This is a genomic window from Pseudomonas sp. TH41, from assembly GCF_016650695.1.
Taxonomy (GTDB): domain Bacteria; phylum Pseudomonadota; class Gammaproteobacteria; order Pseudomonadales; family Pseudomonadaceae; genus Aquipseudomonas.
Genome location: NZ_JAEKFH010000005.1, coordinates 511,527 through 536,355, shown reverse-complemented (window position 1 = coordinate 536,355; position 24,829 = coordinate 511,527). Strand labels below are relative to the sequence as shown.

Sequence of the window (24,829 nt, the reverse complement as noted above, 5' to 3'; positions counted from 1 at the left end):
GAGCTTGAAACGCCCCGCGGATGGGAGTACCGTCTGCGCCTTAGAAGGGCACCTCTGGTGTGCCTGTGTGTAGGGCAAACGCTCGAAAACAGTGCAGCAGAGTGGCTAGAAAGCGAATCCAGTAGTGTGAGCCGGGCCAAAAAACCCCGCCTGCTACGCCAACCTAATTCTGGCGCCGTTTGCCCACATGCCAAAAACCAGTGCCACGCTGCTGATAATCGATGATGACGAAGTAGTGCGCGCGAGCCTCGCCGCCTATTTGGAAGACAGTGGTTTCAGCGTCTTGCAGGCCAGCAATGGCCAGCAAGGTCTTCAGGTATTCGAGCAAGACAAGCCCGACTTGGTCATCTGCGATCTGCGCATGCCGCAGATGGGCGGACTCGAACTTATCCGCCAGATCACCGAGCTGTCGCCGCAAACCCCGGTCATCGTGGTTTCGGGCGCTGGCGTGATGAACGATGCGGTCGAGGCCCTGCGCCTGGGCGCGGCGGATTACCTGATCAAGCCTCTCGAAGATCTGGCTGTGCTCGAGCATTCTGTGCGCAGGGCCCTGGATCGCGCGCGCCTGCTGCTGGAAAACCAGCGCTACCGCGAGAAGCTGGAAAAGGCCAATCGCGAGCTTGAAGCCAGCCTGAACCTGCTCCAGGAAGACCAGAACGCCGGTCGCCAGGTGCAGATGAACATGCTGCCGGTCAGCCCCTGGACCATCGACGAGTTCAAGTTTGCTCACCAGATCATCCCTTCGCTGTACCTGTCGGGTGATTTCGTCGACTACTTTCGGGTCGATGAACGTCGGGTTGCGTTTTACCTGGCGGACGTTTCCGGGCATGGCGCTTCTTCAGCCTTCGTCACTGTGCTGCTGAAATTCATGACCACGCGCTTGCTGTTCGAATCCAAGCGCAGCGGCACATTGCCTGAATTCAAGCCTTCAGAGGTCCTTGGTCATATCAACCGAGGCCTGATCAGTTGTAAGCTGGGTAAACACGTCACAATGGTCGGTGGAGTCATCGACGAGGAGACAGGTTTGTTGACCTATAGCATCGGTGGTCATTTGCCGTTGCCTGTGTTGTACACCCCAGACAGTGTTCGTTATCTGGAAGGGCGTGGTTTGCCGGTGGGCCTCTTCAATGAAGCCACCTACGAAGACCACGTGCTGGAGCTGCCGCCGACGTTCAGCCTGACGCTGATGTCCGATGGCATTCTGGACCTTTTGCCAGAACCTACACTCAAAGAAAAAGAAGCGGCTTTGCCTCAACGGGTCAAGGCAGCGGGCGGCAGCCTGGATGGTCTGCGGCAGGTTTTTGGATTGGCCACGCTAGGGGAGATGCCGGATGATATCGCCCTGTTGGTGTTGAGCAGGAATCTTTAATGAGTACCGGTAGAATCCAGTTCGCCGAGCAGGACGGCACCTTCGTCCTGAAGTTCGTCGGTGAAGTTCGCCTGACCCTGTGTTCGGCGTTGGATGCGACTATTGAGCGGATCTTCACGGCGTTGAACTTCAACACGATCGTGATCGACCTGACCGAAACCCGCAGCATCGACAGCACCACCCTTGGCCTGTTGGCCAAGTTGTCGATTCTGTCGCGGCAAAAAGTCGGCTTGCTTCCGACCGTCGTCACCACCCACGAAGACATCACCCGACTGCTGCAGTCCATGGGCTTCGAGCAAGTGTTCAACATCGTTGACCGCCCGATCCCGTGCCCTGAGTGCCTGACCGACCTGCCAGATCAGGATCAGTCCGAAGAGGTGGTGCGAATCAAAGTGCTCGAAGCGCACAAGATCCTCATGGGCCTCAATGACTCCAATCGTGAAGCGTTCCATGATTTGGTGAATGCGCTGGAGCGTCACTGATTCCCTGAAAGTGATGTGAGCCGGTCTGGCCCTATCGCGAGCAGGCTCGCTCCCACATTGGAATGCGTCCCCTCTGTGGGAGCGAGCCTGCTCGCGAAGGCGGCCTGACAAACACTACACATCTCGGCGCGACCTCCAATACCCAAATTAAGTGTCTAGTCCTGAAATAGGTTTACACCTGTTTCACCCCAACGCCCGATGCATCGCATCGGGCGTTTTGTATTTCAAAGACAGGTGCGGACGCTCGCGGTTGTAGATCGATACCGACTCACTCACCATCTTCTTCGCCTGCGTTAAATCCTGTGGTCGCTGGAGCAAAAGCTCCGTCTTCAATATCCCATTGACCCGCTCTGCCAGGGCGTTTTGATAACAGTCGTAGCCGTCCGTCATCGAACACCTGATACCGTGTTTCGCGTGCAGCTCCTGGTACATTCCCGAGCAATACTGGCTGCCTCTGTCCGAGTGATGAACCAGTGGCTGCACGGTTTGACGCTGGCTCACCGCCCGGCGCAGCGCCTGCGCGACCGACTCGGTGTGCAGGCTTTCATGGACGTGATAGCCCACTATCTTTCGCGAAAAAGCATCCGTCACAAGGCTCAAATAGGCCACACCTTCCTGAGTGGGCAGATAGGTGATGTCAGCCACCCAGACCTGTTCCGGGCCGCTGGGAACAACCTGATCAGGCCCCGGCTTGAGCAGGTTCGGATGGCGTCGAAAGCGATGATGACTGTCGGTTGTCTTGTGATACGCCCGCTTGCGAGCTACCAATAAACGCCGTTCACGCAGAATCGCAAACAGGCGATCTCGACTCACTTGCAGCTCATGCTGCGGCTGGCACTGCAGCAAGTAATACAGCTTTCGGGTACCCAGCCGCGGCTGCCGCAGGCGCTTTTGCTGAACGAAATCGGCAACTTTCTCATCCAGAATCAGACGAGCAGCGTCGGCGCGATTGCGTTTGTAGTAAGCCTGTCGGCTTATCCCCATGAACTGGCAAGCCCTGCTGATGCTCAGGTTTTGGATTCGTTTCTGCGCGAGGACTTGCCGGGACGCTTTTTTACGACAGAGAGACCGTAGTCATTTTTCAAGACATCCACGACAGCCTCGAAAAACTGCGCTTTCTGATTGGATAGAGCCAACTGTTCTTCAAGCTCTTTGATGCGTTGCTCTGGCGTCAATGGTCGGTTTTTGTCGGGCATAGACCCCATCCTCGGCGAGCCAATGTATGTGCCTGGGCTCCAATCTTGCCGACCATGCTTGCGTAACCACGTCAGAACGATCGTTTTGCCTTGAATCCCGTAGCGCTCCTGAGCCTCTTTATAACTCAGCTCGCCTTTTTCGACCTGGTCGACGACCGACAATTTAAAAGTCAGCGTGTAGTCTCGCTGACTACGCCTTTTTCCTGCTTCCATTACGCCCTCCTGAAAATAGATCAGAAGGTGTAAACCTTATTCAGGACGGGACAAAGCACACAAAAAAGGGCGAACCCGTCTAGGTTCGCCCTTTTTGCGTTTGCTCTATTGAATCACAGCTTGGCTTGCAGCAGTGCTTCGAGCTTTTCCTGGTCACGGGCGAACTGACGAATCCCCTCAGCCAGTTTCTCGGTCGCCATCGCATCCTCGTTGGACAACCAGCGGAATTGCGCTTCATTCAGGCTCAAGCGTGCTTCACCCGCATGCCCCGGCGCCAATTTGCGCTCCAGTTTGCCAGTATCCGCCGCCAGCTTATCGATCAAGTCCGGGCTGATGGTCAGGCGGTCGCAACCGGCCAGTTGCTCGATCTGGTTCAGGTTACGGAAACTCGCGCCCATCACGACAGTTTTGTAGTCATTGGCTTTGTAGTAGTTGTAGATACGGGTCACCGATTGCACGCCCGGATCATCCGCGCCGGTGTAGTCGTTGCCGTTGGCTTTCTTGTACCAGTCGTAGATACGGCCCACGAACGGCGAAATCAGGAACACGCCGGCATCGGCACAGGCGGCTGCCTGAGCGAACGAGAACAACAGCGTGAGGTTGGTCTGGATGCCTTCCTTTTCCAGAATCTCGGCAGCGCGAATGCCTTCCCAAGTGGAAGCGATCTTGATCAGTACACGGTCGCGGCCAATGCCGGCCTTGTCGTAGAGATCGATCAGACGGTGCGCGCGCTTCAAGACCGCGTCAGTGTCGAACGACAGCCGCGCATCCACTTCAGTGGAAATACGGCCGGGGATGACCTTCAGGATTTCTAGCCCTACCGCCACACCAAAACGGTCGCTGGCCAGGCCCACATCGCCCTTGCAGTCGCTGACGCAAGTGTTCAGCAACTCGGCATAACCGGGAATGGCCGCCGCTTTGAGCAGCAGGGAAGGGTTGGTCGTAGCGTCCACCGGTTTAACGCGAGCAATAGCTTCGAAGTCGCCGGTGTCGGCAACGACGGTGGTGATTTGTTTGAGTTGTTCCAGCTTGGAAGTCATGGGCGTGCTCTGTCCTATGGGTCTGTTGACATTACCCGAGCGCTGACAGCCACTCAAGGGCACGTAGGTGTATCGATGGCCTCAGCGGCAACAACCTGAAAACGGCTGTTTGAATAGCGAGGTGCAGTGTCGATAAATACGATGCCAAACAAGCTCACAGGTTCAATCGGTCTGATGGCTAGCCCGGATTGCGGTTATGAGGCTGAGGCTGGGTAAAAAGCGTCAGCTCACGTCAGACGGCGCATACCTGCGGGCTTGGCGGCCTTGCTGTCAAAGGTGACGATGTACTCGCAGCCTGCAGCGTTGGCACTGCGCTCAATCAAGCAATCTGCAAAGTCGGCATTGGCCTGGGAGTAAACACGTAACGCCTGCCAAATAATTTCGGGGTTTTCCACTGAAAATTCACGCGTCCGTAAAAGCGTTTCGAGGACTGTAATGATCTCGCTTTTAGCGCTCTCGTAGCAGGATTGGAGTACCCATACCAGTTCTACTACTGAAACCATGGTAATAAAGCCCGGGGAGGTTATCGTCAATGACTCAATCAATTCAGAGGCTAGCGCCGACTGTTTTGGATCATCTTGAGCGACGTACCTCACAAGTACGTTGGTATCCAGTCCTATCATATGGCCTTGGAACCCTGGGCTGCGATGGCATGGTTCATGTCCTCGATGCTTACGGCTTTAGAGGGCTTGCGAATGAGTCCTTTGAGATCCCGAGCAGAATGCGTGGCAGCCATGATTGCGAATTTACCATCGCCTATAGCGACAAATTCGATGCGATCCCCAGTGTCGAGACCAAGCGAAGCCCGGACCTGTGCAGGAATGGTGATTTGTCCCTTCGAGGTCAATGTAGCGGTTGCCATGGCGGATTCTCCTTTTGATCAGTTTCCTTACATTGTGGTAAGGAGGACTTCAAATCAATGTTCAAGAAGGTGCCGCGATGGACGGCAAAACGAGATGTAGCTCGGAGCACCCGGTGCTGCCCAGTTATCTTGCGATCAATGCCTGTGTTATGACATTCCATCTTTGTGACTGGATATGGCGCCGAGGTTCGGATACTTCGCGTTCCGCTTTTAGAGGTGACGCAGAGCATTCCCACGCGGACGGTTCGACGCCTCGACGTGGGAAAGATCAGGACGCAACAATCATCACACGCGGAAATGATCCATCAAGCTCTGTTGCTGATTGGCCAGGCTGTTGAGCGATTGGCTCACCCGGGCAGACTCATTGGCCTGACCCGAGAGCGATTCGGTCACATCCCGGATGGTCGCCACGTTGTTGTTGATCTCCTCGGCCACTGCGCTTTGCTCCTCGGCGGCACTGGCGATCTGCAAGTTCATGTCGCTGATCACCGTCACCGCGTCGCCAATCTGGCGCAGCGCGGTCACGGCCTGACTGACCTGCTCGACACTGCCCTGAGCCTGACGATGGCTGTTGTTCATCGAGCCCACCACCTCCTGCGTGCCGCTCTGCAACTGCTCGATCACCAGGCGGGTTTCCTCGACCGACTCCTGGGTCCGACGCGCCAGGTTGCGCACTTCATCGGCCACCACGGCAAAACCGCGTCCGGCTTCACCCGCGCGGGCCGCCTCGATCGCGGCGTTGAGCGCCAGCAGGTTGGTCTGTTCGGCGATGGCGCGAATCACTTCCAGCACCGAACCGATTTTCTCGCTGTTGGCCGCCAGCCCTTCGACTTGCACCATCGCCGCGCTCATGTCGGCGGCGAGGTTGTCGATGCTGGTGGTGGTCTGATCGATCACCGTCAGGCCACGCCGGGTGGCGTGATCAGCATCCCGCGCCGCTTGGGCAGCTTGCGCGGCGCTGCGGGCGACGTCCTGGGCGGTGGCGCTCATTTCGTGGGACGCGGTCGCGACCTGGTCCACTTGGCGGTATTGCTGTTCCATGCCGGCGCTGGTCTGGGTGGCGATGGCGGAGGATTGATCCGCCGTGCTGCGAGCGTCCTGCACCGAGCGTTTGACCTCGGCGATGATCGGTTGCAGCTTGTCGAGGAAGCGGTTGAACCAGCCGGCCAACTGGCCCAGTTCGTCCTTCTTGTCGTAGGCCAGGCGGCGGGTCAGGTCGCCTTCGCCGCTGGCAATGTCTTCCAGCATGTGCGCCACGCCGAGGATCGGCTTGGTGACGCTACGCGCCATTAGCCATACCAGCAACAGGCCAATCAACGCGGCCAGCACGCCCAGGCCGAGTTCGACGAGTGTGCCGGCTGTGTTGCTGTCATCGAGTTGTTTTTTCAGCGCTTCGGCTGGGCCGATCAGGACTTTTTCCGGCACATCGAGCAGCACGCCCCACGACTTGCCGCCGGGAATCGGCTGGAACGGCGACAGCACTTTCAATTGCTGATTGCTGCGCAGGCTTTGGGTGTGGGTACTGGAAGCGAGCATGCGGATCAGCTCGGCGCCGCTGGTTTTGTCCACGGCCTCCAGGCGCTGGCTGAGTTTGCTGGCATCCGGGCTGTAACCGGCAAGCAAACCGGCCGGGCTGATAATGCTGACGTTGGTCTGGCCGTCATAAAGCTTCTTGCTGGCGCTCTGGCTGACCGCTTGCAGGCTGTTGAGGTTGATATCTACCGACAGCGAAGCGATGACCTTGCCGTTGACCATCAGCGGGAAAACGATGCTGGTCATCAGCACGTTCTGGCCGTTGATCATGTAAAAGTAGGGTTCGATCACACACGGCTTGAGCGTCGTGCGCGGGCAGGTGAACCAGGCGTTGGCCGGTTCGCCGCTGGGGCCGGTGCGGGTGTCGGCAATGTCGCTTTCCGGCAGTGGCATGGAGGTCAGTTGGCCTGGGGTCGATTGCGACCAGTACAAGGCAAAGCGCCCCTTGTCGTTGCTGCCGACTTCGCTCTGGCCGGCGAACAGTTCGTCCTTGCCGTCCAGACCGTTGGGTTCGAACACCAAGGATAGGCCGAGCAAGTCCGGGTTGGCTTGCAGGGCCGACTTGACCTGACGGGTCATGTCCTCACGCAGGTCGAAGGCATCGAGAAAGCGCTTCTCGGCCTGCTCTCGCAGAAACAGCACCTGACGCGAAAAGCCGTGGCCGTATTGGTAAGCGTCCATAAACTGCTGGCGAATGTTCAGCGCCTGGTTTTCGCCCTGGGATTCGATCCGGGCCTGGGCAGCTTCGTTAAGCATCTCCATGCTCGAGGCTTTCACCAGCGCGGAGCTGTGCTCCATGCGATACAGCGAAAGACCCACGAGCAGGGTCACGATACCGGCCAGGCAAAGCCCGGCCAGCAGGGTGATCTTCCATTGAATGGAAAGTTGTCTGAGCGACATGGAGACGTCCTTATTCGATATATATCTGAGACTTTGCACTGTAGCGGCCGTGATTCGGCTTTCTTTATGGTCCCCAACGAATAACCACCGCCCCTGTAGGAGCGAGCTTGCTCGCGAAGGGCGTTAACGATAACGCGAGCTTCCTGAATAAACGCATTGCTCTTAAGTCCTTCGCGAGCGAGCTCGCTCCTACATTCTCCGGGTCAACATACAAGGTGTTGCGGCTTTGACACCAAGTCGACTCTGCGGCAAAGTGCGCGCCCTCTAATAAAACCCATTCTTTAATCCGCTGGCGGCTCTTTGCAGACTGCCGGCCGGACTCATTCCGTTTGCCTTGAGGTAACGATGATTAATGCAGTAATTGCCGCGGTGGGCGTCATGCTGATACTCAGCCTGTCCCGCGTGCATGTGGTGATCGCGCTGATTGTGGGCGCGCTGGTGGGTGGTTTGACCGGTGGCCTGGGCATCGACGCGACACTCAAAGCGTTCAACAGTGGTCTGGGCAATGGGGCGACGGTGGCGTTGTCTTATGCGCTGCTGGGTGCCTTCGCGGTCGCCATTGCCAAGTCCGGCCTGGCTCACGCGCTGGCGGACAAGGCGTTGGCGATGGTCGACCGCCAGCACGCCAGCGGTGGCCGGCAGGTCAAATGGCTGCTGATTGGCTTGCTGTGGGTGGTGGCCATCGCTTCGCAGAACATTTTGCCGATACATATCGCGTTCATTCCGCTGTTGGTTCCGCCGCTTTTATACGTGCTGACCAAGCTGCAACTGGACCGCCGCTTGATCGCCTGCGTCATGACCTTCGGCTTGATCACGCCGTACATGGTCTTTCCTGTCGGTTTCGGCAATATCTTTCTGAACCAGATTCTGCTGGCCAATGTCAGCAAGAGCGGCGTGGACATCAGCCAGATCAACGTCATGCACGCGATGGCGATTCCGGCGATGGGGATGGTCTTCGGCTTGTTGGTGGCGGTGTTCTTCAGCTACCGCAAACAACGCGTCTACGATCTGGCGAAGATCGAGCAGGTGGAGCAGGTCAGCATCGCCTACAACCCGATGACCCTGGGCATTGCCGGGCTGGCCATTGCGGCGGCGTTCATTATCCAGTTGCTGCTGGATTCAATGATCATCGGTGCGTTGGCCGGTTTTCTGATCTTTTCTGTCTCGGGGATTGTGAAGTGGCGTGAAACAGACGACCTGTTCACCGAAGGCATGAAGATGATGGCGATGATCGGTTTCATCATGATCGCCGCCTCGGGTTTTGCCGAAGTGCTCAAGGCCACCGGGCAAGTGCGCACACTGGTCGAAAGCGCCGCCGCGTGGATTGATCACAGCCGGTCCATTGGTGCATTGCTGATGTTGCTGGTGGGGTTGATGGTGACCATCGGCATTGGTTCGTCGTTCTCCACCGTGCCGATTCTGGCGGCGATCTTTGTGCCGTTGTGCGTGCAACTGGGGTTTAGCCCGATGGCGATCGTTTGCATCGTCGGTACCGCTGGGGCGTTGGGTGACACGGGGTCGCCCGCCTCGGACTCGACCCTCGGCCCGACCTCCGGCCTGAACATCGATGGCCAGCATCACCACATCTGGGACACCGTCGTCCCGACCTTCCTGCACTACAACCTGCCACTGCTGGTGTTCGGTTGGGTGGCAGCGATGGTGCTCTAAACACATATCCCCTTGTAGGAGCGAGCTTGCTCGCGATGGTGTGTCAGTCGACTCAAATGTAGCTGACACACCATCGCGAGCAAGCTCGCTCCTACAGTAACGGTGTTCAACTTTTGAATTGGCCTGCCGTTAAAGCCTTTAACCACGCCAATAAAATCAAAAGAGTGAACGTCATGCGCATGAGCCTGAAGGCCAAAGTCCTGTCCCTTGCCGTTCTCCCGGTGTTGCTCTTTGCGCTGGTCATCAGCCTGGCCACGTTGTTCATTCTTCAGGAACAGGCTCACAAGGAAGTCGAGGAAACGCGCCAGCGTCTGCTCAGCGATGCCAAGGCGACCCTGCAAAGTTACGTTGCCGTGGCCATGACCACGATCAGACCGCTCTACGACGCCGCTGCTCCCGGCGATGACGCGGCGCGGGCCCAGGTGATCAAGTTGCTGTCGAGTATCACCTATGGCAAGGAAGGCTATTTCTTTGGCTACGACTCCAACACCGTGCGCCTGTTCAAGGCCAACAGTCCCGAAGGCGTGGGCCAGAGCTTCAAGGACAACCGCGATCCGAACGGTGTCTATGTCAACCGCGACCTGGTGAACGTCGCGAAGGACGGCACCCATTACCTGCAATACAGTTCGCCGTTGCCCGGCAACAGCCAGGTGCTGGTACCCAAACTGGGTTACACCGAATACCTGTCAAAGTGGGACATGGCAGTCGGTACGTCGGTGAACCTCGACGGTATCGAGGCACAAGTCGCGCTGGTTGAGGCCAAGGTGCAGGCGCGGATGGAGGGCGTGGTGTTAACCATTGCCGGCCTCGCCGCCGTGATGTTGCTGGTGATCGCCGCTGTCGGGATGCTGCTGGCCAACACCATTCTGCGTCCGCTGAACCTGATGAAAGCCAACCTTGACGACATCGCGGCGGGCGAGGGCGACCTGACCCGGCGCTTGACCATCACCCGTCAGGACGAACTCGGTGAGCTGGCCGGCTCGTTCAACCGTTTCGTCGACAAGATCCACGGCCTGGTGCGTCAGATCACTGAAATGACGTCGCAACTGACCGGGCTGGTGAATCAGGTCTCTGACCAGGCCCAGCGCTCGGATCAGGCGATGGAGCGTCAGCGTCACGAAACCGATCAGGTCGCCACGGCGATCAACGAAATGTCGGCCGCCGCGCAGGAAGTCGCCAAGAGCGCGCAAAACGCGGCGGTGGCTGCCCAGCAGACCGACGAAGAAGGCCAGGCTGCCAAGCGTGTGGTCGCGGGCAGCATTGTGAAGATTCATGCGTTGGTGGATGACATTCGCAGCAGCGGCGTGTCCCTCGACAGCCTGCAAAAAGACGTGTCGTCGATTGTCAGCGTGCTGGGGGTGATCCGCTCGATTGCCGATCAGACCAACCTCCTGGCGCTCAACGCGGCCATCGAAGCAGCCCGGGCCGGTGAGGCCGGCCGAGGGTTTGCCGTGGTGGCGGACGAAGTTCGAGCGCTGGCCAGTCGCACGCAAATCAGCACCCAGGAAATCCAGGGCATGATCGACCGTTTGCAGGCCGGCACCCAATCGGCAGTGGAGGCGATGCGCCGATCCAGCGAGGCCGGCGACGGCACGTCGGCCCAGGCCAACGAGGCGGGCGCCTCGCTCGATACCATGGCTCAGTTGATCGCCACCATTAACTCGATGAACGCCCAGATTGCCAGCGCCGCCGAAGAGCAGACCGCCGTGGCCGAGGAGATCAACCGCAGCGTGCATCAGATTGCCGCGGCCGTGGACAACGTCGCCGACGAAACCCAGCTTGGCGCCCAAACCTCCCGCAGCCTCGCCGAGCTCGGTCAGCGCCTGGGCAAACTGGTCGGGCAGTTTCGTATCTGACACCGCAACCCCCGTAGGAGCGAGCTTGCTCGCGATGGAGTGTCAGTCGACACCTTGTTTAGCTGACACTCCATCGCGAGCAAGCTCGCTCCTACAGGGGAGACAGGCATAGCACCGATCCGCAGCGGGCGGCGATCTTTTCAGGGCGGGCACGCGTAGAATTGCGACCTGAATCAGATTTGAGGTTGCAGTGGTGGATTTACAGCAGGGCTTCGTCCTGACCCGGCATTGGCGCGATACCCCGGCCGGCACGGAAGTCGAGTTCTGGCTGGCGACCGATAGCGGTCCCCAGCGAATCCGCCTGCCTCACCAGCCGTCGGTGGCGTTCATTCCAGCGGCGCAGCGTAAGCCGGCTGAACAGGTATTGCGCGGCGAAAAAAACGTCGAGCTGCGGCCGTTGGCATTGCTGGATTTCGAGCACCGTCCGGTGCTCGGCCTGTATTGCCAGCAACATGGTCAGTTGATGCGACTGGAAACCGCGCTACGCAAGTCTGGCGTGGATATGTTCGAAGCCGATGTTCGCCCGCCAGAGCGCTACATGATGGAGCGATTCATCACGGCGCCGGTCATCTTCGGTGGCACACCGAATGCCGAGGGCCTGCTGCTCGATGCGCAGATGAAACCCGCCCCCGATTATCGCCCAACATTGAAGCTGGTCTCCCTGGACATCGAAACCACCGCCCAAGGCGAGCTGTATTCCATTGCGCTGGAAGGCTGCGGTGAGCGCCAGGTTTACATGCTTGGCCCGCCCAATGGCGACGACTCCGGTGTGGATTTCCAGCTCGAGTACTGCGACTCCCGAACCCTGCTGCTGAAAAGACTCAACGAATGGTTTGCCCGGCACGACCCCGACGCGATCATCGGCTGGAACCTCGTGCAGTTCGATTTGCGGGTGCTGCACGAACACGCCCGACGCTTGGCGGTGCCGCTAAAACTTGGGCGTGGCGGCGAGGAAATGCAGTGGCGTGAGCACGGCAGCCGCAACCATTACTTCGCCTCGGCCGCTGGCCGATTGATCATCGACGGTATCGAGTCCCTGCGCTCGGCGACCTGGAGCTTCCCTTCGTTCAGCCTGGAAAATGTCGCGCAGACCCTGCTCGGCGAGGGCAAGGCGATCAGCACGCCGTACCAGCGCATGGATGAAATCAATCGCCTGTTCGCCGAGGACAAACCGGCGCTGGCCAAGTACAACCTCAAGGATTGCGAACTGGTCACGCGGATCTTTGCCAAGACCCAATTGCTGACGTTTCTGCTGGAGCGGGCCAGTGTCACCGGTCTGCCGGCAGATCGCAGCGGCGGTTCAGTGGCGGCGTTCACCCATCTCTACATGCCGCTGATGCACCGCCAGGGTTTCGTCGCGCCCAATCTCGGCGGCCGACCACCACAAGCCAGCCCCGGTGGTTTTGTCATGGACTCGCAACCCGGGCTCTACGAATCGGTGCTGGTGCTTGACTACAAAAGCCTTTATCCGTCGATCATTCGCACCTTCCTGATTGATCCGGTAGGGCTGATCGAGGGACTCAAGCATCCCGAAGACAGCGAGTCCGTGCCCGGTTTCCGTGGCGCGCGTTTTTCCAGGACCCGGCATTGCCTGCCCGCCATCGTGGCCCGCGTCGCGCAAGGTCGCGAAACCGCCAAGCGCGAATACAACGCACCGCTGTCCCAAGCGCTAAAGATCATCATGAACGCGTTCTATGGCGTGCTCGGCTCCAGCGGCTGCCGCTTCTTCGATACACGTCTGGCGTCGTCCATTACCTTGCGTGGGCACGAGATCATGCTGCGCACCCGACAGCTGATCGAAGCCCAGGGCCACACCGTGATTTACGGCGACACCGACTCGACCTTCGTCTGGCTACGCCGCGCCCACGGCCAGGAAGAGGCGGCGAAGATTGGTCACGCGCTGGTGGACCACGTCAACCAATGGTGGCGCGAGCATGTACGGCAGGAATATGGGCTGGAAAGTGCCCTGGAATTGCAGTTCGAAACCCACTACAAACGCTTTCTGATGCCGACTATTCGGGGGGCGGAGGAGGGCAGCAAGAAGCGCTATGCCGGGCTCGTCACTCGCGCCGATGGCAGCGATGAAATGGTCTACAAGGGGCTGGAAACCGTGCGCACCGACTGGTCGCCGCTGGCCCGGCAATTCCAGCAAGAGCTGTATTCGCGGATTTTCCATCGCAAGCCCTATCAGGACTACGTGCGCGACTACGTGCGCAAAACCCTGGCCGGTGAATTCGATGACCGTCTGATCTACCGCAAGCGTCTGCGCCGCACCCTTGATGACTATCAGCGCAACGTACCGCCGCACGTGCGAGCAGCGCGCATGGCCGATGACTACAACGACCGGCAGGGGCGGCCGCGGCAATACCAGAACGGTGGCTGGATCAGTTATGTGATCACCGTCGCCGGTCCCGAGCCGCTGGAAGTCCGCAGTGCGCCCATCGACTACGACCATTACGTCACACGGCAGCTGCAACCGGTGGCGGACGCCATATTGCCGTTTGTGGATGACGACTTTTCAACCTTGATTGGTGGGCAGCTGGGCCTGTTTTGAGTCCAGCAGCGAGAGTGTCCAGTCATCCTGTATGCCGTGAAAGTAGCGCTCCAGCGACGTATGAAACGGGCTGCCTTCGGGGGCGAACTGGGCGAACAGCGTCATCGATGAGTGAAACTTGAGGTCGTCGGGATGACCGAAAATATCGGCAATCGAGCCTTGCTGGACGTTCAGCACCAACTCCGTGCACGTTCGCAAGCGTGCGCCCAGCAGGGGATGAGCCAGGTACGCCGCCGCTTCGTTAGCGGAAGCAATGGCGAAATGGCGGGACATTTCACTGGCGCCGAGGCCGGCAATCTGCGGAAAAATGAACCACATCCAGTGTCGGCGTTTCTTGCCGGCGCTCAGTTCTTCCTTAACCCGTTCGAACACCGGGGCCTGCGCCAGGACAAAACGTTGCAGATTAAAGGGGTCCAACTGATCAGTGCTTCTCATACAGAAGCCCTCTGATGGAACCGCGATGGCTCAGACCATGGCCAACCGCTGTTTGCGTTGTGGCGCGCGAAACGCGTGGTCCAGCGCCTCCAGATCCCCCGTGTGAAGCTGCAATTGCGCCGCTTGCGCATTGAGCTGCACATGCTCAGGCCGGACCGCTTTGGGGATGGCGATCACAGCGTCCTGACGCAGGATCCATGCCAGCGCTACCTGAGCCGGCGTCACCCCGTGACGGGCCGCCACCTGCTTGAGTGTCGAATTGACCAGCATATGCCCACCCTGGCTGATCGGACAGTAGGCCATGAGCGCAAGCTGATGCTGTTGGCACCAGGGCAGCAGATCGAATTCGATGCCACGCTCTTCCAAATTGTAGAGCACCTGATTGGTGGCACAGGCCGGTGAGGCCAATTCCTGCAAGTCATCCACGTCAAAATTGGACACGCCCCAGCGGCCGATTTTGCCGGCATCGCGCAAGCGTTCGAAGGCTTCGACGGTTTCTTCCAGGGGATACTGGCCACGCCAGTGCAGCAAGTACAAATCGATGTAATCGGTCTTCAGGTGCTGCAGGCTGCGCTCGCACGCCTGAGGGATGCCGGTGCTGCTGGCGTTGTGCGGGTAGACCTTGCTGACAAGAAAGACGTTGTCACGCCGACCGGCGATGGCTTCGCCCACCACGTCCTCGGCGCCACCTTCGGCGTACATTTCAGCGGTATCGATCAGGGTCATGCCCAGCTCGATGCCCAGGCGCAGTGCGGCGACTTCCTGAGTGCGTCGGGTGGGATCCTCACCCATGCGCCAAGTGCCCTGGCCGATGACCGGTACGTTGACGCCGGCCAGTTCGAGGGTTCGCATGAAAACCTCCTTATTTTGAATCGATGAATGCTCTCCGGTTGGCAGCAGAATAGCCCTGAGGTTCCCCTTTTAAATCAAAAGATCGCAGCCTTCGGCAGCTCCTACAGGGGACTCAATACCCCCGTAGGAGCTGCCGAAGGCTGCGATCTTTTGATCTTTATTGAGCCGAGAACTCGTCGAAGCGAGAATTTCGCTGACATCGGCGGTGAGTTGGCCCAGGTGACGACTGCTTACGGACCGTCGGCACTGCACTTTTTCAGGATTCACCGCTCTACCCTTGGCCTGCCTGCGGCGATCCCCACTTCAGGCCCATGCCCAAGTTCAAGTGCCCATGGCTCGAGTTTTACCCCTCATCGCCCCGCCAATCCGTCGCCATTGCCTGGTGCTGGCCTGCGTGTCGATGCTCTTTGCCGACGGTTGCAGCCAGCAGCAAGGCCGGGACATCGTCAGCCAGTTCCGCGAAGGCCAACCCCAGGAATTCCTCCAGACCAGCGTTGATCGCATGGCGACGCTGACGATGCGCGATAACCTCGACAGCCTCTACCTGCTGATGAGCAAGCTTTACCTGCGAAACCCCGAAGAGCTGAAAAAATCCGGTTTCCTCGACGCCCGCATCGCTGGACAGCAAGTGCGCATGGCTATCGAACTGCAACAGCCGCTCCCGACCCTGGGCGGTAAAAAAGACCTGGCGGCGTTGAGATATGCCATGAGTCCGCAATTCCTCGGTGACCGCGTCGGCGCCTTTATCTATGCCATCGGCAGCATGTTGGTCACGGCCCACGGCAATCGGCTGGAGTTCTACATGACAGACGCCATCAACCCGACGTTCGTCAGCAACGCCGCGCGTAACATCGAGACAGCCACCTGGATATTGAGCCAACGGCAAAACAGGAACGGCGAACCGATGCTGTTCTCCAATGAAATCTCGGAGGAGGGCAGCAACCTGAGTTTTGCCGTGGAGTTCGGCAAGATTGTTGCGCGGTTGGACTTGCTGACACAAATGCTCGACGAGCGTTACCGGCGAATCGGTTTGAATTACGCGCAGAGTTTGCTGTTTTTGAATTTCTTACCGGTGCAGTGAAGCCTTTGTAGGAGCGAGCTTGCTCGCGATGGTGTGTCAGTCGACATCACTGCAGCTGACACACCATCGCGAGCAAGCTCGCTCCTACAAGGGCTGTGTTTTTCGGGAATAACCATAGTCCGCATCGATATAAGTGGTTATAAGAAAAATCGCTATGCTGCGGGCCAGTTTTTCCATGCTTTTTTTTGTGGGCGTGTTAATGGATTTCGCTAATTTCGGGTTGGTGGTTGCAGGGTTGGTGGTCGGCTTTATCGTCGGCATGACCGGCGTGGGCGGTGGTTCGTTGATGACCCCGATTCTGTTGTGGTTCGGGATCAACCCGGCCACGGCGGTGGGCACGGACCTGTTGTACGCGGCGATTACCAAATCCAGCGGTGTGCTGGCTCATCGAAAGAACCAGAACATCGACTGGGCAATCACCGGTTGGCTGACCCTCGGCAGCGTGCCGGCGGTGGCGATGACCTTGTGGTTTCTGAGCACGCTGCACACATCACCCGATGCCATGAACGCCGTCATCAAACAGGCACTGGGCTTCGTGTTGTTCGCCACGGCCCTGGCAATTTTCTTCAAGAAACGCTTGCTCGATTTCGCTCACAAACGCGCGGGCGGCAACTACAACCCCAGCGGCTCGCGGCTGAATGCGATGACCGTTATCACGGGCCTGGTCCTTGGCACCATGGTTGCGCTGACGTCCATCGGCGCTGGCGCCCTCGGCACCGTGGCGCTGTTTATCCTGTATCCGCTGCTGCCGACCCGGCGCCTCGTCGGGACTGAAATCGCCCACGCCGTGCCGCTGACCCTGGTCGCCGGTCTGGGTCATGCGAGCATGGGCAATATGGATTGGCATGTACTGGGCTATTTGCTGATCGGTTCATTGCCCGGGATTTGGCTGGGCAGTCATTTGACTGGGCGCATCTCCGACGAAGTGCTGCGTCCTTGCCTGGCGACGATGCTGGTGATGATCGGCTACAAACTGGCGTTCTGATCCCGCATCAGGCGTCAGCTGCCCGTCCTCAGGCCCGGGTCAGAATCTCCAGCAGATGCCCGTCCGGGTCATCGAAATACACCCTCCGGCCACCGCCATAATCGTTGATCTCATTAGGCCGTTGCTTGCCGGGATCGGCCCACCAGGGTTGCTTGCGCGCTTGCAGTCGCGCGAAGGCTGCGTCGAAATCATCGTCATCGATCAAAAACGCATAGTGCTGGGAGGCGATGGGCGGGTCATTGTCGTAGAAGTCCAACGAGACGCCATTGTCGAACTTGACGATCAGCATCGGGCCGAAGGGCTCGGGGGCGGGCAGGCCAAGTATCTCGGCGAGAAAAGCGGCCGAGTTTTGCTTGTTGCGGCACCAGACGATGGTGTGGTTCAGCTGAGCGCTCATGCACAGGTCCTCACGGCGGTTCAGGTGGCAAGTATTGAGCCTTGAGATTAGCTCAGCCTGTTGCGCAATGACCGCCCTGACCTAAGCTTGGGGCAAGGCGGAACACAATTGCGGTGCGTCACCCGGAACGATCGCCGCGATGCGCAATCATTAGAGCGTGGATATCAAAAGGAGATGCGCATGCTCATCAGGTCATTGACCCTGGTAACCCTGCTGGCTTTCGCCGGCCCCCTGTTCGCCGCCGATGACGGCTCACCTCTGGATATGGACAAAGGCAGATCCCGGCCGTTGATTGTCATCGCACCCAGCACTGTCGACCCGACGTGGCTCAACCTGAAAAAATCGCTGGAGGAGCCGGCGAACAAGCAGGGGTTCACCGAGCGAAATATGGTCCTGTATACGGTCCTCAACTTGATGGGGCAGCGCGAAGGCAAAGACCTGGGACCCCAAGACACGGCGGCATTGATCCGTGCGCTCAAGTTGGGAGCAGGGGCAAAGACCAAGGTCATTCTGGTTGGCAAGGACGGCGAAAAGAAACTCGAACAATCGGATGCGGTTGATCTGAAGGCGATTTTCGCCGCGATCGACCAGTTGCCGGCCACCGAGAAAGAAGCCGTGGTGCCACCACCACCACCTACCGCTGAAGCTGCACCGGTCAAGGGTGCCAAGGGTACAAAAAACGGCAAACCGGGCAAACCCGCCAAGCCACCAGAAATGCCGGATGATTGAACACCACTACACCCCTGTAGGAGCGAGCTTGCTCGCGATGGACGTGAACGATAACGCGTTCTTCCAGAGTAAACGCGCCGCGCTTGAGTCCATCGCGAGCAAGCTCGCTCCTACAGGTTTTGTGCCACCCTGGAATTACCAGTTGTAGCCATACCCGACCGTCACCGCCCAGGGCTGCTCAATGTCGCTGCCTTTGGTGTAGCCCCCTTCGACGAAGAAGTTGTGCTTGTCAGCCGCCGTCACCTGGACCCCGCCACCCACCTCGACCCGTGAACCCGGCAGCCGGCTGTCCAGTTTTGTTCCGTTGACCGCCACCGTGCTGTCGCCGGCATGTTCGGTGATCCACGCTGATTTGGCGTAGGGCTTTACGGCGAGGCCGTTGCCCAGTTCCAGATGGCGTCCGAACATTCCACCGACACGACTTTGAACCGAGTTCATCGCGTCTTGCTCGACCTCCAGGCCATTGCTGGCCGTGTAGTGCCCACGACTGATGCGCGTCATTTGCAACCCCGCCTGAGGCTCGACAAACCAGCCGCGTCCCAGATCGATGTGCTTGCCGACTTGAACGTCAGTGCTCACGGCGTGGTTTTTGTGCCGCGCCTTGACCTTGTCGCCCAGGTTGCTGGTGATGTCGATTTCATTGTCCAACCGGCTGTATTTCAACGCGCCATCGATGTACAACCCGCTGTTGTCCAGGTAACTGGCATAACCGCCGAGCGTGGTGCTGTCGAGGGTGCCTTTGCTGGCCTCACCGAATTGCTGCCGCCCTTGGCCCTGGCCGATCAAACCTCCCACATACAGCGTGCCGCTAGCGAAGGGCAGGGCTTTATCCGCGCCGAGTTCCATGCCTTCGACTTGCTGGTGGAAAGCCCGGCTGGCACCCGTGTTCAGGTGTTGTTCGGTGCCGTAGCCACGTGTCCATAGGCCGCCCTGATCCTTGCCCGAGCGCAGTTCGCCGAAATGCCCGGTGGTGGCGCTCATCTGGGCGCTGATAAGCGCCGCACTGGCGGCGGGGCTGGCGACTGCCGCGTTGGCGCCTTTGCTCAGGGTTTGAGCTTGAGGAAGATGCGGTTGCTGAACCGGTCTGTCGGGCTCGTAGGCGAAGGAATCAGTCGTTATGCGTTGCTGTTGCAAGACTTCGCGCGGGTGTTGGCGATTCCAATGCGCGATGGTTGTATTTGATGGATGTGATCGGGCGACGATTGCAGGTGCAGTAACGAAAATGGGCGACCTCAAGAGGTCGCCCATTTTGTTGTCCCCGCCGAACCCTGTAGGAGCAAGCTTGCTCGCGATGGTCGTCAACGATAACGCGTGCAACCGGACACCCCACGGCGTTCTCGGGTTTTTCGCGAGCAAGCTCGCTCCTACAAGAAAGTCCGCTAAGTTACTGGGTCAATTCGCTCAATATCGCATGGGCGATTTTGACCCGTTCCGGGTTCGGGTAGTTTTTGTTGGCCAGGATCACGATTCCGATGTCTTTCGATGGCACGTACGCGACATAAGCCCCGAAGCCACCCGTGGAGCCGGTTTTGTTGAACAGCACGTTTTCCGGTTGAGGCTGCGGCGGGTTCAGCCACTGCACTTCATGCGCTTCCATGGTCATCTGCGACGAGTTGCCCGCCAGCAATTGATCGAGAGTGACCGGGTAGTTGTAGAACTCCCAGCCTAGTCCTTGAGTCATGTCGCCGACTTTGTAGTAGCCGGTGTGCGTCGTGGCGATTGCCTGTTGCAACGGCTGCTCCAGTGCCGTCGGTTTCATGTTCGCTTCAACGTAACGAAGCAGATCCGCCGCGCTGGTTTTCACGCCATACGCTTCCGAATCCAGCGCACCCGGACCCACCCGCACCGGCTTGTCATCCTTGTTGTAACCCTGAGCGTAAATCCCCAGCTGATCTTGCGGTACTTTGAGGTAGGTGTGCTTCAACCCGAGTTTTGGCAGCAAGGTTTTTTCCATCAGGTCATCGAAGGGAGCGCCCATGCTGTTGGCGGCCAGATAACCGAACAGCCCAATGCTGGGGTTCGAATATTGGCGATGGGTGCCAGCGGCGTAGGTCGGTGTCCACTGTTTGAAATAGCCGAGCATCTTGTCCTGATGATCCGCCTCGTCAGGGAATTGAAGTGGCAGGCCACCGGCGGTGTAGGTGCCCAGTTGCAGCACGCTGATGTGATCGAACGCGCTGCCACGCAAGGCCGGCAGGACCTGACTGGCCTTGTCGGACAGGGTCAGTTTGCCGCTGGCCTGGGCGTAGGCGGCGAGGGTGGCGGTGAAGGTCTTGCTCACCGAACCGATCTCGAAAAGGGTGTCTTCGGTGACGGCTTTGCCGTTTTGCTTCGAGGCCACGCCGTAGTTAAAGTAATGCTGTCTGCCGTTGAGGGTGATCGCGACTGCGATGCCTGGAATGTGCTGTTGCTGCATGACCGGTACAACGGCAGCCTTAACAGCCGCTTCGACCTGTTCGTCAGTCTGATTCCCGGCCACGCCGTAACCTGCGCCAAGGAAGAGTCCGAAAGCGCTGTAGGATAAGACCTTGTTGAGTTTGAAGTTGTGCATGATTGAGCCGCTGTCCATGAGGTTTGTTGGTTTAACCCGCTACACTCCGAGCGGTTTTTAAATCGGGCGCCGATAGGCGTGCCAAATCTATTCACTCTGTCGGCCATCGACAAACGACGATATTTCGGATGAGCTATTAGAAAAATTTGGGAGTGAGCATGATCCGGCCTCAATTACCGCTCAATGCACTGCGCGCCTTCGAGGCCTCTGCACGACATTTGAGTTTCACACGGGCGGCGGTGGAGTTGTGCGTCACGCAGGCGGCAGTGAGCCATCAGGTCAAAAGTCTTGAAGCCCAGCTCAACGTAGCACTGTTCAAACGCTTGCCCCGCGGGTTGATGATGACCAGTGAAGGGCAGACCCTATTGCCGGTGTTGCGCGAGTCCTTCGACCGAATCGCCGAAACCCTGGAGCGTTTCGAAGGCGGGCACTTTCGCGAAGTGCTGACGGTGGGCGCGGTCGGGACGTTCGCGGTGGGCTGGTTGTTACCGCGATTGGCAGACTTCCAGGCGAAACATCCGCTCATAGATTTGCGCCTGTCTACCAACAACAACCGGGTGGACGTGGCGGCTGAAGGGCTGGATTACGCCATTCGGTTTGGTGCGGGGGCGTGGCACGGGATTGAGGCGGTGCGGTTGATCGAGGCGCCATTGTCGGTGATGTGCGTTCCCGAGATTGCCCGGCAACTGCAAGCACCCGCCGACCTTTTGCAGCAAACGCTGCTGCGCTCCTATCGCACGGACGAATGGCCCGAATGGTTTCAGGCGACCGGCCTTCCTGCCCATGCCGCACCGCCCCGGAGCATCGTCTTCGATTCTTCGCTGGCGATGATGGAGGCGGCGCTGCAAGGCGCTGGCGTGGCATTGGCACCACCGCTGATGTTTGCCCGGCAATTGGCGGCGGGTGCAATTGAGCAACCCTTCGCCATCGGCATCACTACCGGCAGCTACTGGCTGACCCGCTTGCAGTCGCGGCCCGAAACGTCGTCCATGGCGGCGTTCAAGGGCTGGTTGCTGTGTGCGGCACAAATGAATTAACGAATGCCATCTCTGTGGGAACGAGCCGGCTCGCTTGTATGCGGACCGGGAGTGTAGGAGCGAGCTTGCTCCGGGCGGCGTTCCGACGAAGGACGTTAACGATAATGCGTTCTTCCTGAATAAACGCGTTGCTCTCAAGTCCATCGCGAGCAAGCTCGCTCCTACACTCCCGGTCCACATACAAGGTTTACGGTGTTCCGGCTGATTAGCGCACCAGACACGGCCGCTTGTTATCGAACGTCCACCCCGGGATCAAAAACTGCATCGCCACACTGTCATCCCGCGCGCCCAATCCCATGCCTTTGTACAGTTCATGGGCCTTGGCCAACTGATCCATATCCAGATCCACACCCAGCCCAGGTTTTTTCGGCACTTGCACGCAGCCATCGACGATTTGCAGCGGGGCCTTGGTCAGGCGCTGGCCGTCCTGCCAGATCCAGTGCGTGTCGATGGCGGTGATTTCACCCGGCGCGGCCGCCGCGACGTGGGTGAACATCGCCAGGGAGATATCGAAGTGGTTGTTGGAATGCGAGCCCCAGGTCAGGCCCCATTCATGGCACATCTGGGCGACTCGAACCGATCCCTGCAGGGTCCAGAAATGCGGGTCCGCCAAAGGGATGTCCACCGATTGCAACTGAATCGCGTGGCCCATTTCCCGCCAGTCGGTGGCGATCATGTTGGTGGCGGTTTTCAGGCCCGTGGCGCGGCGAAATTCAGCCATGACTTCCCGGCCCGAGTAACCGTTTTCCGCACCGCACGGGTCTTCGGCGTAGGCCAGCACATGATGCTGATCCCGGCACAAACGAATCGCTTCTTTCAGCGACCACGCGCCATTCGGATCCAGGGTGATGCGCGCGTCCGGGAAGCGTTCGGACAGGGCGGTCACCGCCTGGATTTCTTCATCGCCACTCAGCACGCCACCCTTGAGTTTGAAGTCCTTGAAACCATAACGAGCGTGCGCGGCTTCGGCAAGGCGCACAACAGCGTCGGCGGTCATGGCTTTTTCATGGCGCACGCGGAACCAGTCGTTGTCGGCGTCCGGCTCGCTGCGATAAGCCAGATCGGTTGCTTTGCGATCACCGACATAAAACAGATAGCCGAGCATCTTCACTTCATCGCGTTGCTGGCCTTCGCCGAGCAGGGCGGCGACCGGCACGTCCAGATGCTGACCGAGCAGGTCGAGCAACGCGGCTTCAAGGCCGGTGACAGCGTGGATGGTGATGCGCAGGTCGAAGGTCTGCAAACCGCGGCCGCCAGCATCACGGTCGGCGAAGGTCTGGCGCACTTGATTGAGGATCTTCTGATAGGTGCCGATCGGGCTGCCGACCACCAGGCTGCGCGCATCTTCCAGGGTCTGGCGAATGCGCTCGCCACCGGGTACTTCGCCGACGCCGGTGTGGCCCGCGTTGTCCTTGAGGATCACGATGTTGCGGGTAAAAAACGGACCGTGGGCACCGCTCAGATTGAGCAGCATGCCATCGTGACCCGCCACGGGAACCACGTGCATGCTAGTGATGATCGGGGCTTTTGCAGTGTCTTGTGCGTTCATTTTCCTGTCCTTAAAAACCATGCTCTTGTTGGAGTCAGGCGTGGTTGGGCGTTGGTTTGCCCAGCGCTGCGGCCGGTGCGGGTTTCGGTTTGTTGCGTGCGGCGAAGACGATGATCGCGGCGATGATCGAGGTGACAGCCAGGCCATACAGCCCACCCTGGATTGAACCGGTGTGTTCTTCCAGCAGGCCAAACGTGGTTGGCGCCACGAAGCCACCGAGGTTGCCCACCGAGTTGATCAGCGCGATGACGCCAGCGGCGATGCGTGCATCCAGATAAGCCTGGGGGATCGGCCAGAACAGCGACGATGCCGATTTGAAACCCAGCGCTGCGAAGCAGATTGCAACGAAGGCGAAGATCGGCCCGCCGGTGGTGGACATGAACATCCCTGCCGCCGCGATCAGCAGGGCGACAGCGACCCAGGCTTGCTGGTGTTTCCATTTGGCCGACAGCGAAGCGAAGGCGTACATGCCGACGATCGACAGCAGCCACGGGATCGAGTTGAACAGCCCGACCTGAATGTCGCTGAGGTCGCCCATCTTCTTGATGATGCTCGGCAGCCAGAAGGTTGCGGCGTAGATGGTCAGCTGGATGAAGAAGTAGATCAGGCAGAACAGGATGATCTGACGATCCTTGAGCAGCTTGCCCAGTGACGGCTTGATCGGCGTCGCGGCTTCGCGGGCCAGTTGTTCGTCATCGATGGCTTTGACCAGTGCGTCCTGCTCGTTGCGGCTCAGCCATTTGGCGTCGTGGGGTTTGGAGTCCAGCCAGAACCAGACGAACACGCACAGGCTCACGGAGAACATGCCTTCTATGAAGTACATCCATTGCCAGCCGTGCAGGCCGAATCCACTGATTTGCAACAGCAACCCGGACAGCGGGCCGGAGATCAGCGAAGCAATGGCCGAGCCGCTGAGGAAGATCGCAATCGCCTTGCCGCGTTCTACTCCGGGTAACCAGCGAGTGAAGTAATAAATCACGCCGGGAAAGAACCCGGCTTCGGCCACGCCCAGCAGGAATCGCAGGATGTAGAAGTGGGTTTCGTTCTGGATGAAGGCCATGCCGGCGGCCACCAGGCCCCAGGTCAACATGATGCGAGTCAGCCAGATTCGTGCGCCGACTTTTTGCAGGAGGATGTTGGAGGGGACTTCGAATAGCGCGTAACCGATGAAGAACAGACCGGCACCGAGGCCATAGGCGGCAGCGCCTATTCCCAAGTCATGTTCCATGTGGGCGCGGACGAAGCCGATATTCACTCGGTCAATGTAATTGACGATGAACATGATCACGAACAGCGGCAGGACGTGCCGTTTCACTTTTGCGATGGCTGACTGCAAGACCGAATCGGTGCCGTCGTTCATCCCGGATATGGATGTATTCACTGCGTTATCTCCCACTGATTATTTTTATGCGGGGTGTAACCGGGTGGTGCGTGTTGATAGACATCATACAACTAGGTTTTTTCGTCCTGCAAGCACTGTTATTCAACAAAATGGCGCTTGCTCAAGAGTTTTTCTTGTTTTTGTGGTGGGGTTCGGCCT

20 protein-coding genes and 2 pseudogenes are annotated in these 24,829 nt (G+C 58.8%); 10 read left to right on the top strand and 12 right to left on the bottom strand.

Annotated features, from left to right (window positions below; genetic code table 11):
* Positions 1-187: 187 nt before the first annotated feature.
* Positions 188-1,369 (top strand): two-component system response regulator RssB, encoded by a 1,182-nt coding sequence (gene rssB / locus JFU37_RS20985; RefSeq protein WP_201118160.1) that lies wholly within the window; start codon positions 188-190, stop codon positions 1,367-1,369.
* A complete protein-coding gene (gene rssC / locus JFU37_RS20980) occupies positions 1,369-1,851 on the top strand; it encodes an anti-sigma factor antagonist RssC (RefSeq protein WP_074875167.1) in 483 nt (160 codons plus the stop codon). Before rssB ends, rssC begins: the two co-directional genes overlap by 1 nt.
* Positions 1,852-2,006: 155 nt before the next feature.
* Here the strand turns inward: rssC and JFU37_RS20975 are convergent.
* The 5 genes and pseudogenes from JFU37_RS20975 to JFU37_RS20955 form a co-directional block, all read right to left on the bottom strand.
* Positions 2,007-3,260, bottom strand: a pseudogene (locus JFU37_RS20975) (IS3 family transposase).
* Positions 3,261-3,373: 113 nt separating this feature from the next.
* The gene (gene tal, locus JFU37_RS20970) at positions 3,374-4,300 is read right to left on the bottom strand and encodes a transaldolase (protein ID WP_201118155.1); all 927 of its coding nucleotides are present in this window, start codon (positions 4,298-4,300) and stop codon (positions 3,374-3,376) included.
* Positions 4,301-4,527: 227 nt separating this feature from the next.
* Positions 4,528-4,923, bottom strand: a complete 396-nt coding sequence (locus JFU37_RS20965; protein ID WP_201118153.1) for a PIN domain-containing protein — start codon at positions 4,921-4,923, stop codon at positions 4,528-4,530.
* Positions 4,920-5,162, bottom strand: coding sequence for an AbrB/MazE/SpoVT family DNA-binding domain-containing protein (locus JFU37_RS20960; protein WP_201118151.1), 243 nt, complete (start codon positions 5,160-5,162; stop codon positions 4,920-4,922). The genes JFU37_RS20965 and JFU37_RS20960 overlap by 4 nt, the downstream gene beginning before the upstream one ends.
* Positions 5,163-5,447: 285 nt before the next feature.
* Positions 5,448-7,595 carry a methyl-accepting chemotaxis protein gene (locus JFU37_RS20955; RefSeq protein ID WP_201118150.1) on the bottom strand — a complete coding sequence of 716 codons (2,148 nt, stop codon included), beginning with the start codon at positions 7,593-7,595 and terminating at the stop codon, positions 5,448-5,450.
* A 348-nt stretch (positions 7,596-7,943) separates the two neighbouring features.
* Between JFU37_RS20955 and JFU37_RS20950 the strand changes: the two genes are divergently transcribed.
* The 4 genes and pseudogenes from JFU37_RS20950 to JFU37_RS20940 all read left to right on the top strand — a co-directional run bounded on the left by JFU37_RS20950 (position 7,944) and on the right by JFU37_RS20940 (position 13,673).
* Positions 7,944-9,263: a Na+/H+ antiporter NhaC family protein gene (locus JFU37_RS20950; RefSeq protein ID WP_201119489.1), complete on the top strand. Its 1,320-nt coding sequence runs from the start codon at positions 7,944-7,946 to the stop codon at positions 9,261-9,263.
* Between the two features lie 173 nt (positions 9,264-9,436).
* Positions 9,437-10,261 (top strand): annotated as a pseudogene (locus JFU37_RS31340) (cache domain-containing protein); the annotation flags it as partial.
* A gap of 36 nt (positions 10,262-10,297) precedes the next feature.
* Entirely contained in the window at positions 10,298-11,119 is an 822-nt protein-coding gene (locus tag JFU37_RS31335) for a methyl-accepting chemotaxis protein (protein ID WP_446739605.1), read from the top strand.
* 193 nt (positions 11,120-11,312) lie between these two features.
* Entirely contained in the window at positions 11,313-13,673 is a 2,361-nt protein-coding gene (locus JFU37_RS20940; RefSeq protein WP_201118148.1) for a DNA polymerase II, read from the top strand.
* On the opposite strand, the gene JFU37_RS20935 is transcribed toward JFU37_RS20940, so the two are convergent.
* Entirely contained in the window at positions 13,638-14,108 is a 471-nt protein-coding gene (locus tag JFU37_RS20935; protein WP_201118147.1) for a DUF1810 domain-containing protein, read from the bottom strand. The two genes, JFU37_RS20940 and JFU37_RS20935, sit on opposite strands and share 36 nt — an antisense overlap.
* 30 nt (positions 14,109-14,138) lie before the next feature.
* Complete coding sequence (locus tag JFU37_RS20930) at positions 14,139-14,960, bottom strand: aldo/keto reductase (protein WP_201118146.1); 822 nt, start codon at positions 14,958-14,960, stop codon at positions 14,139-14,141.
* Positions 14,961-15,291: 331 nt separating this feature from the next.
* On the opposite strand from JFU37_RS20930, the gene JFU37_RS20925 reads away from it, so the two are divergent.
* Together JFU37_RS20925 and JFU37_RS20920 are read left to right on the top strand one after the other, a co-directional pair.
* Positions 15,292-16,041, top strand: a complete 750-nt coding sequence (locus JFU37_RS20925; RefSeq protein ID WP_201118145.1) for a hypothetical protein — start codon at positions 15,292-15,294, stop codon at positions 16,039-16,041.
* A gap of 199 nt (positions 16,042-16,240) precedes the next feature.
* Positions 16,241-17,026 carry a sulfite exporter TauE/SafE family protein gene (locus tag JFU37_RS20920; protein WP_201118144.1) on the top strand — a complete coding sequence of 262 codons (786 nt, stop codon included), beginning with the start codon at positions 16,241-16,243 and terminating at the stop codon, positions 17,024-17,026.
* Positions 17,027-17,054: 28 nt separating this feature from the next.
* Here the strand turns inward: JFU37_RS20920 and JFU37_RS20915 are convergent, their stop codons facing one another.
* Positions 17,055-17,423 carry a VOC family protein gene (locus JFU37_RS20915; protein ID WP_201118142.1) on the bottom strand — a complete coding sequence of 123 codons (369 nt, stop codon included), beginning with the start codon at positions 17,421-17,423 and terminating at the stop codon, positions 17,055-17,057.
* 180 nt (positions 17,424-17,603) lie between these two features.
* Between JFU37_RS20915 and JFU37_RS20910 the strand changes: the two genes are divergently transcribed.
* Entirely contained in the window at positions 17,604-18,152 is a 549-nt protein-coding gene (locus JFU37_RS20910; protein ID WP_201118132.1) for a DUF4174 domain-containing protein, read from the top strand.
* 135 nt (positions 18,153-18,287) lie between these two features.
* Here the strand turns inward: JFU37_RS20910 and JFU37_RS20905 are convergent, their stop codons facing one another.
* Positions 18,288-19,286, bottom strand: a complete 999-nt coding sequence (locus tag JFU37_RS20905) for an autotransporter outer membrane beta-barrel domain-containing protein (protein ID WP_242485788.1) — start codon at positions 19,284-19,286, stop codon at positions 18,288-18,290.
* A 250-nt stretch (positions 19,287-19,536) separates the two neighbouring features.
* Complete coding sequence (ampC, locus tag JFU37_RS20900; RefSeq protein ID WP_342214960.1) at positions 19,537-20,703, bottom strand: class C beta-lactamase; 1,167 nt, start codon at positions 20,701-20,703, stop codon at positions 19,537-19,539.
* A 158-nt stretch (positions 20,704-20,861) separates the two neighbouring features.
* Between ampC and JFU37_RS20895 the strand changes: the two genes are divergently transcribed.
* The gene (locus tag JFU37_RS20895; protein ID WP_201118126.1) at positions 20,862-21,740 is read left to right on the top strand and encodes a LysR family transcriptional regulator; all 879 of its coding nucleotides are present in this window, start codon (positions 20,862-20,864) and stop codon (positions 21,738-21,740) included.
* A gap of 205 nt (positions 21,741-21,945) precedes the next feature.
* Here JFU37_RS20895 and gudD read toward each other — a convergent pair whose 3' ends face one another.
* Entirely contained in the window at positions 21,946-23,289 is a 1,344-nt protein-coding gene (gene gudD, locus JFU37_RS20890) for a glucarate dehydratase (RefSeq protein WP_201118124.1), read from the bottom strand.
* Between the two features lie 34 nt (positions 23,290-23,323).
* Positions 23,324-24,670, bottom strand: a complete 1,347-nt coding sequence (locus tag JFU37_RS20885; RefSeq protein WP_201118119.1) for an MFS transporter — start codon at positions 24,668-24,670, stop codon at positions 23,324-23,326.
* Positions 24,671-24,829: the final 159 nt, after the last annotated feature.

Coding starts and splice junctions, on each gene's coding strand:
- rssB (WP_201118160.1), top strand. CDS start 188: ATGCCAAAAACCAGTGCCACGCTGCTGATAATCGATGATGACGAAGTA.
- rssC (WP_074875167.1), top strand. CDS start 1,369: ATGAGTACCGGTAGAATCCAGTTCGCCGAGCAGGACGGCACCTTCGTC.
- tal (WP_201118155.1), bottom strand. CDS start 4,300: ATGACTTCCAAGCTGGAACAACTCAAACAAATCACCACCGTCGTTGCC.
- JFU37_RS20965 (WP_201118153.1), bottom strand. CDS start 4,923: ATGATAGGACTGGATACCAACGTACTTGTGAGGTACGTCGCTCAAGAT.
- JFU37_RS20960 (WP_201118151.1), bottom strand. CDS start 5,162: ATGGCAACCGCTACATTGACCTCGAAGGGACAAATCACCATTCCTGCA.
- JFU37_RS20955 (WP_201118150.1), bottom strand. CDS start 7,595: ATGTCGCTCAGACAACTTTCCATTCAATGGAAGATCACCCTGCTGGCC.
- JFU37_RS31335 (WP_446739605.1), top strand. CDS start 10,298: ATGACGTCGCAACTGACCGGGCTGGTGAATCAGGTCTCTGACCAGGCC.
- JFU37_RS20935 (WP_201118147.1), bottom strand. CDS start 14,108: ATGAGAAGCACTGATCAGTTGGACCCCTTTAATCTGCAACGTTTTGTC.
- JFU37_RS20930 (WP_201118146.1), bottom strand. CDS start 14,960: ATGCGAACCCTCGAACTGGCCGGCGTCAACGTACCGGTCATCGGCCAG.
- JFU37_RS20925 (WP_201118145.1), top strand. CDS start 15,292: ATGGCTCGAGTTTTACCCCTCATCGCCCCGCCAATCCGTCGCCATTGC.
- JFU37_RS20920 (WP_201118144.1), top strand. CDS start 16,241: ATGGATTTCGCTAATTTCGGGTTGGTGGTTGCAGGGTTGGTGGTCGGC.
- JFU37_RS20915 (WP_201118142.1), bottom strand. CDS start 17,423: ATGAGCGCTCAGCTGAACCACACCATCGTCTGGTGCCGCAACAAGCAA.
- JFU37_RS20910 (WP_201118132.1), top strand. CDS start 17,604: ATGCTCATCAGGTCATTGACCCTGGTAACCCTGCTGGCTTTCGCCGGC.
- ampC (WP_342214960.1), bottom strand. CDS start 20,703: ATGCACAACTTCAAACTCAACAAGGTCTTATCCTACAGCGCTTTCGGA.
- JFU37_RS20895 (WP_201118126.1), top strand. CDS start 20,862: ATGATCCGGCCTCAATTACCGCTCAATGCACTGCGCGCCTTCGAGGCC.
- gudD (WP_201118124.1), bottom strand. CDS start 23,289: ATGAACGCACAAGACACTGCAAAAGCCCCGATCATCACTAGCATGCAC.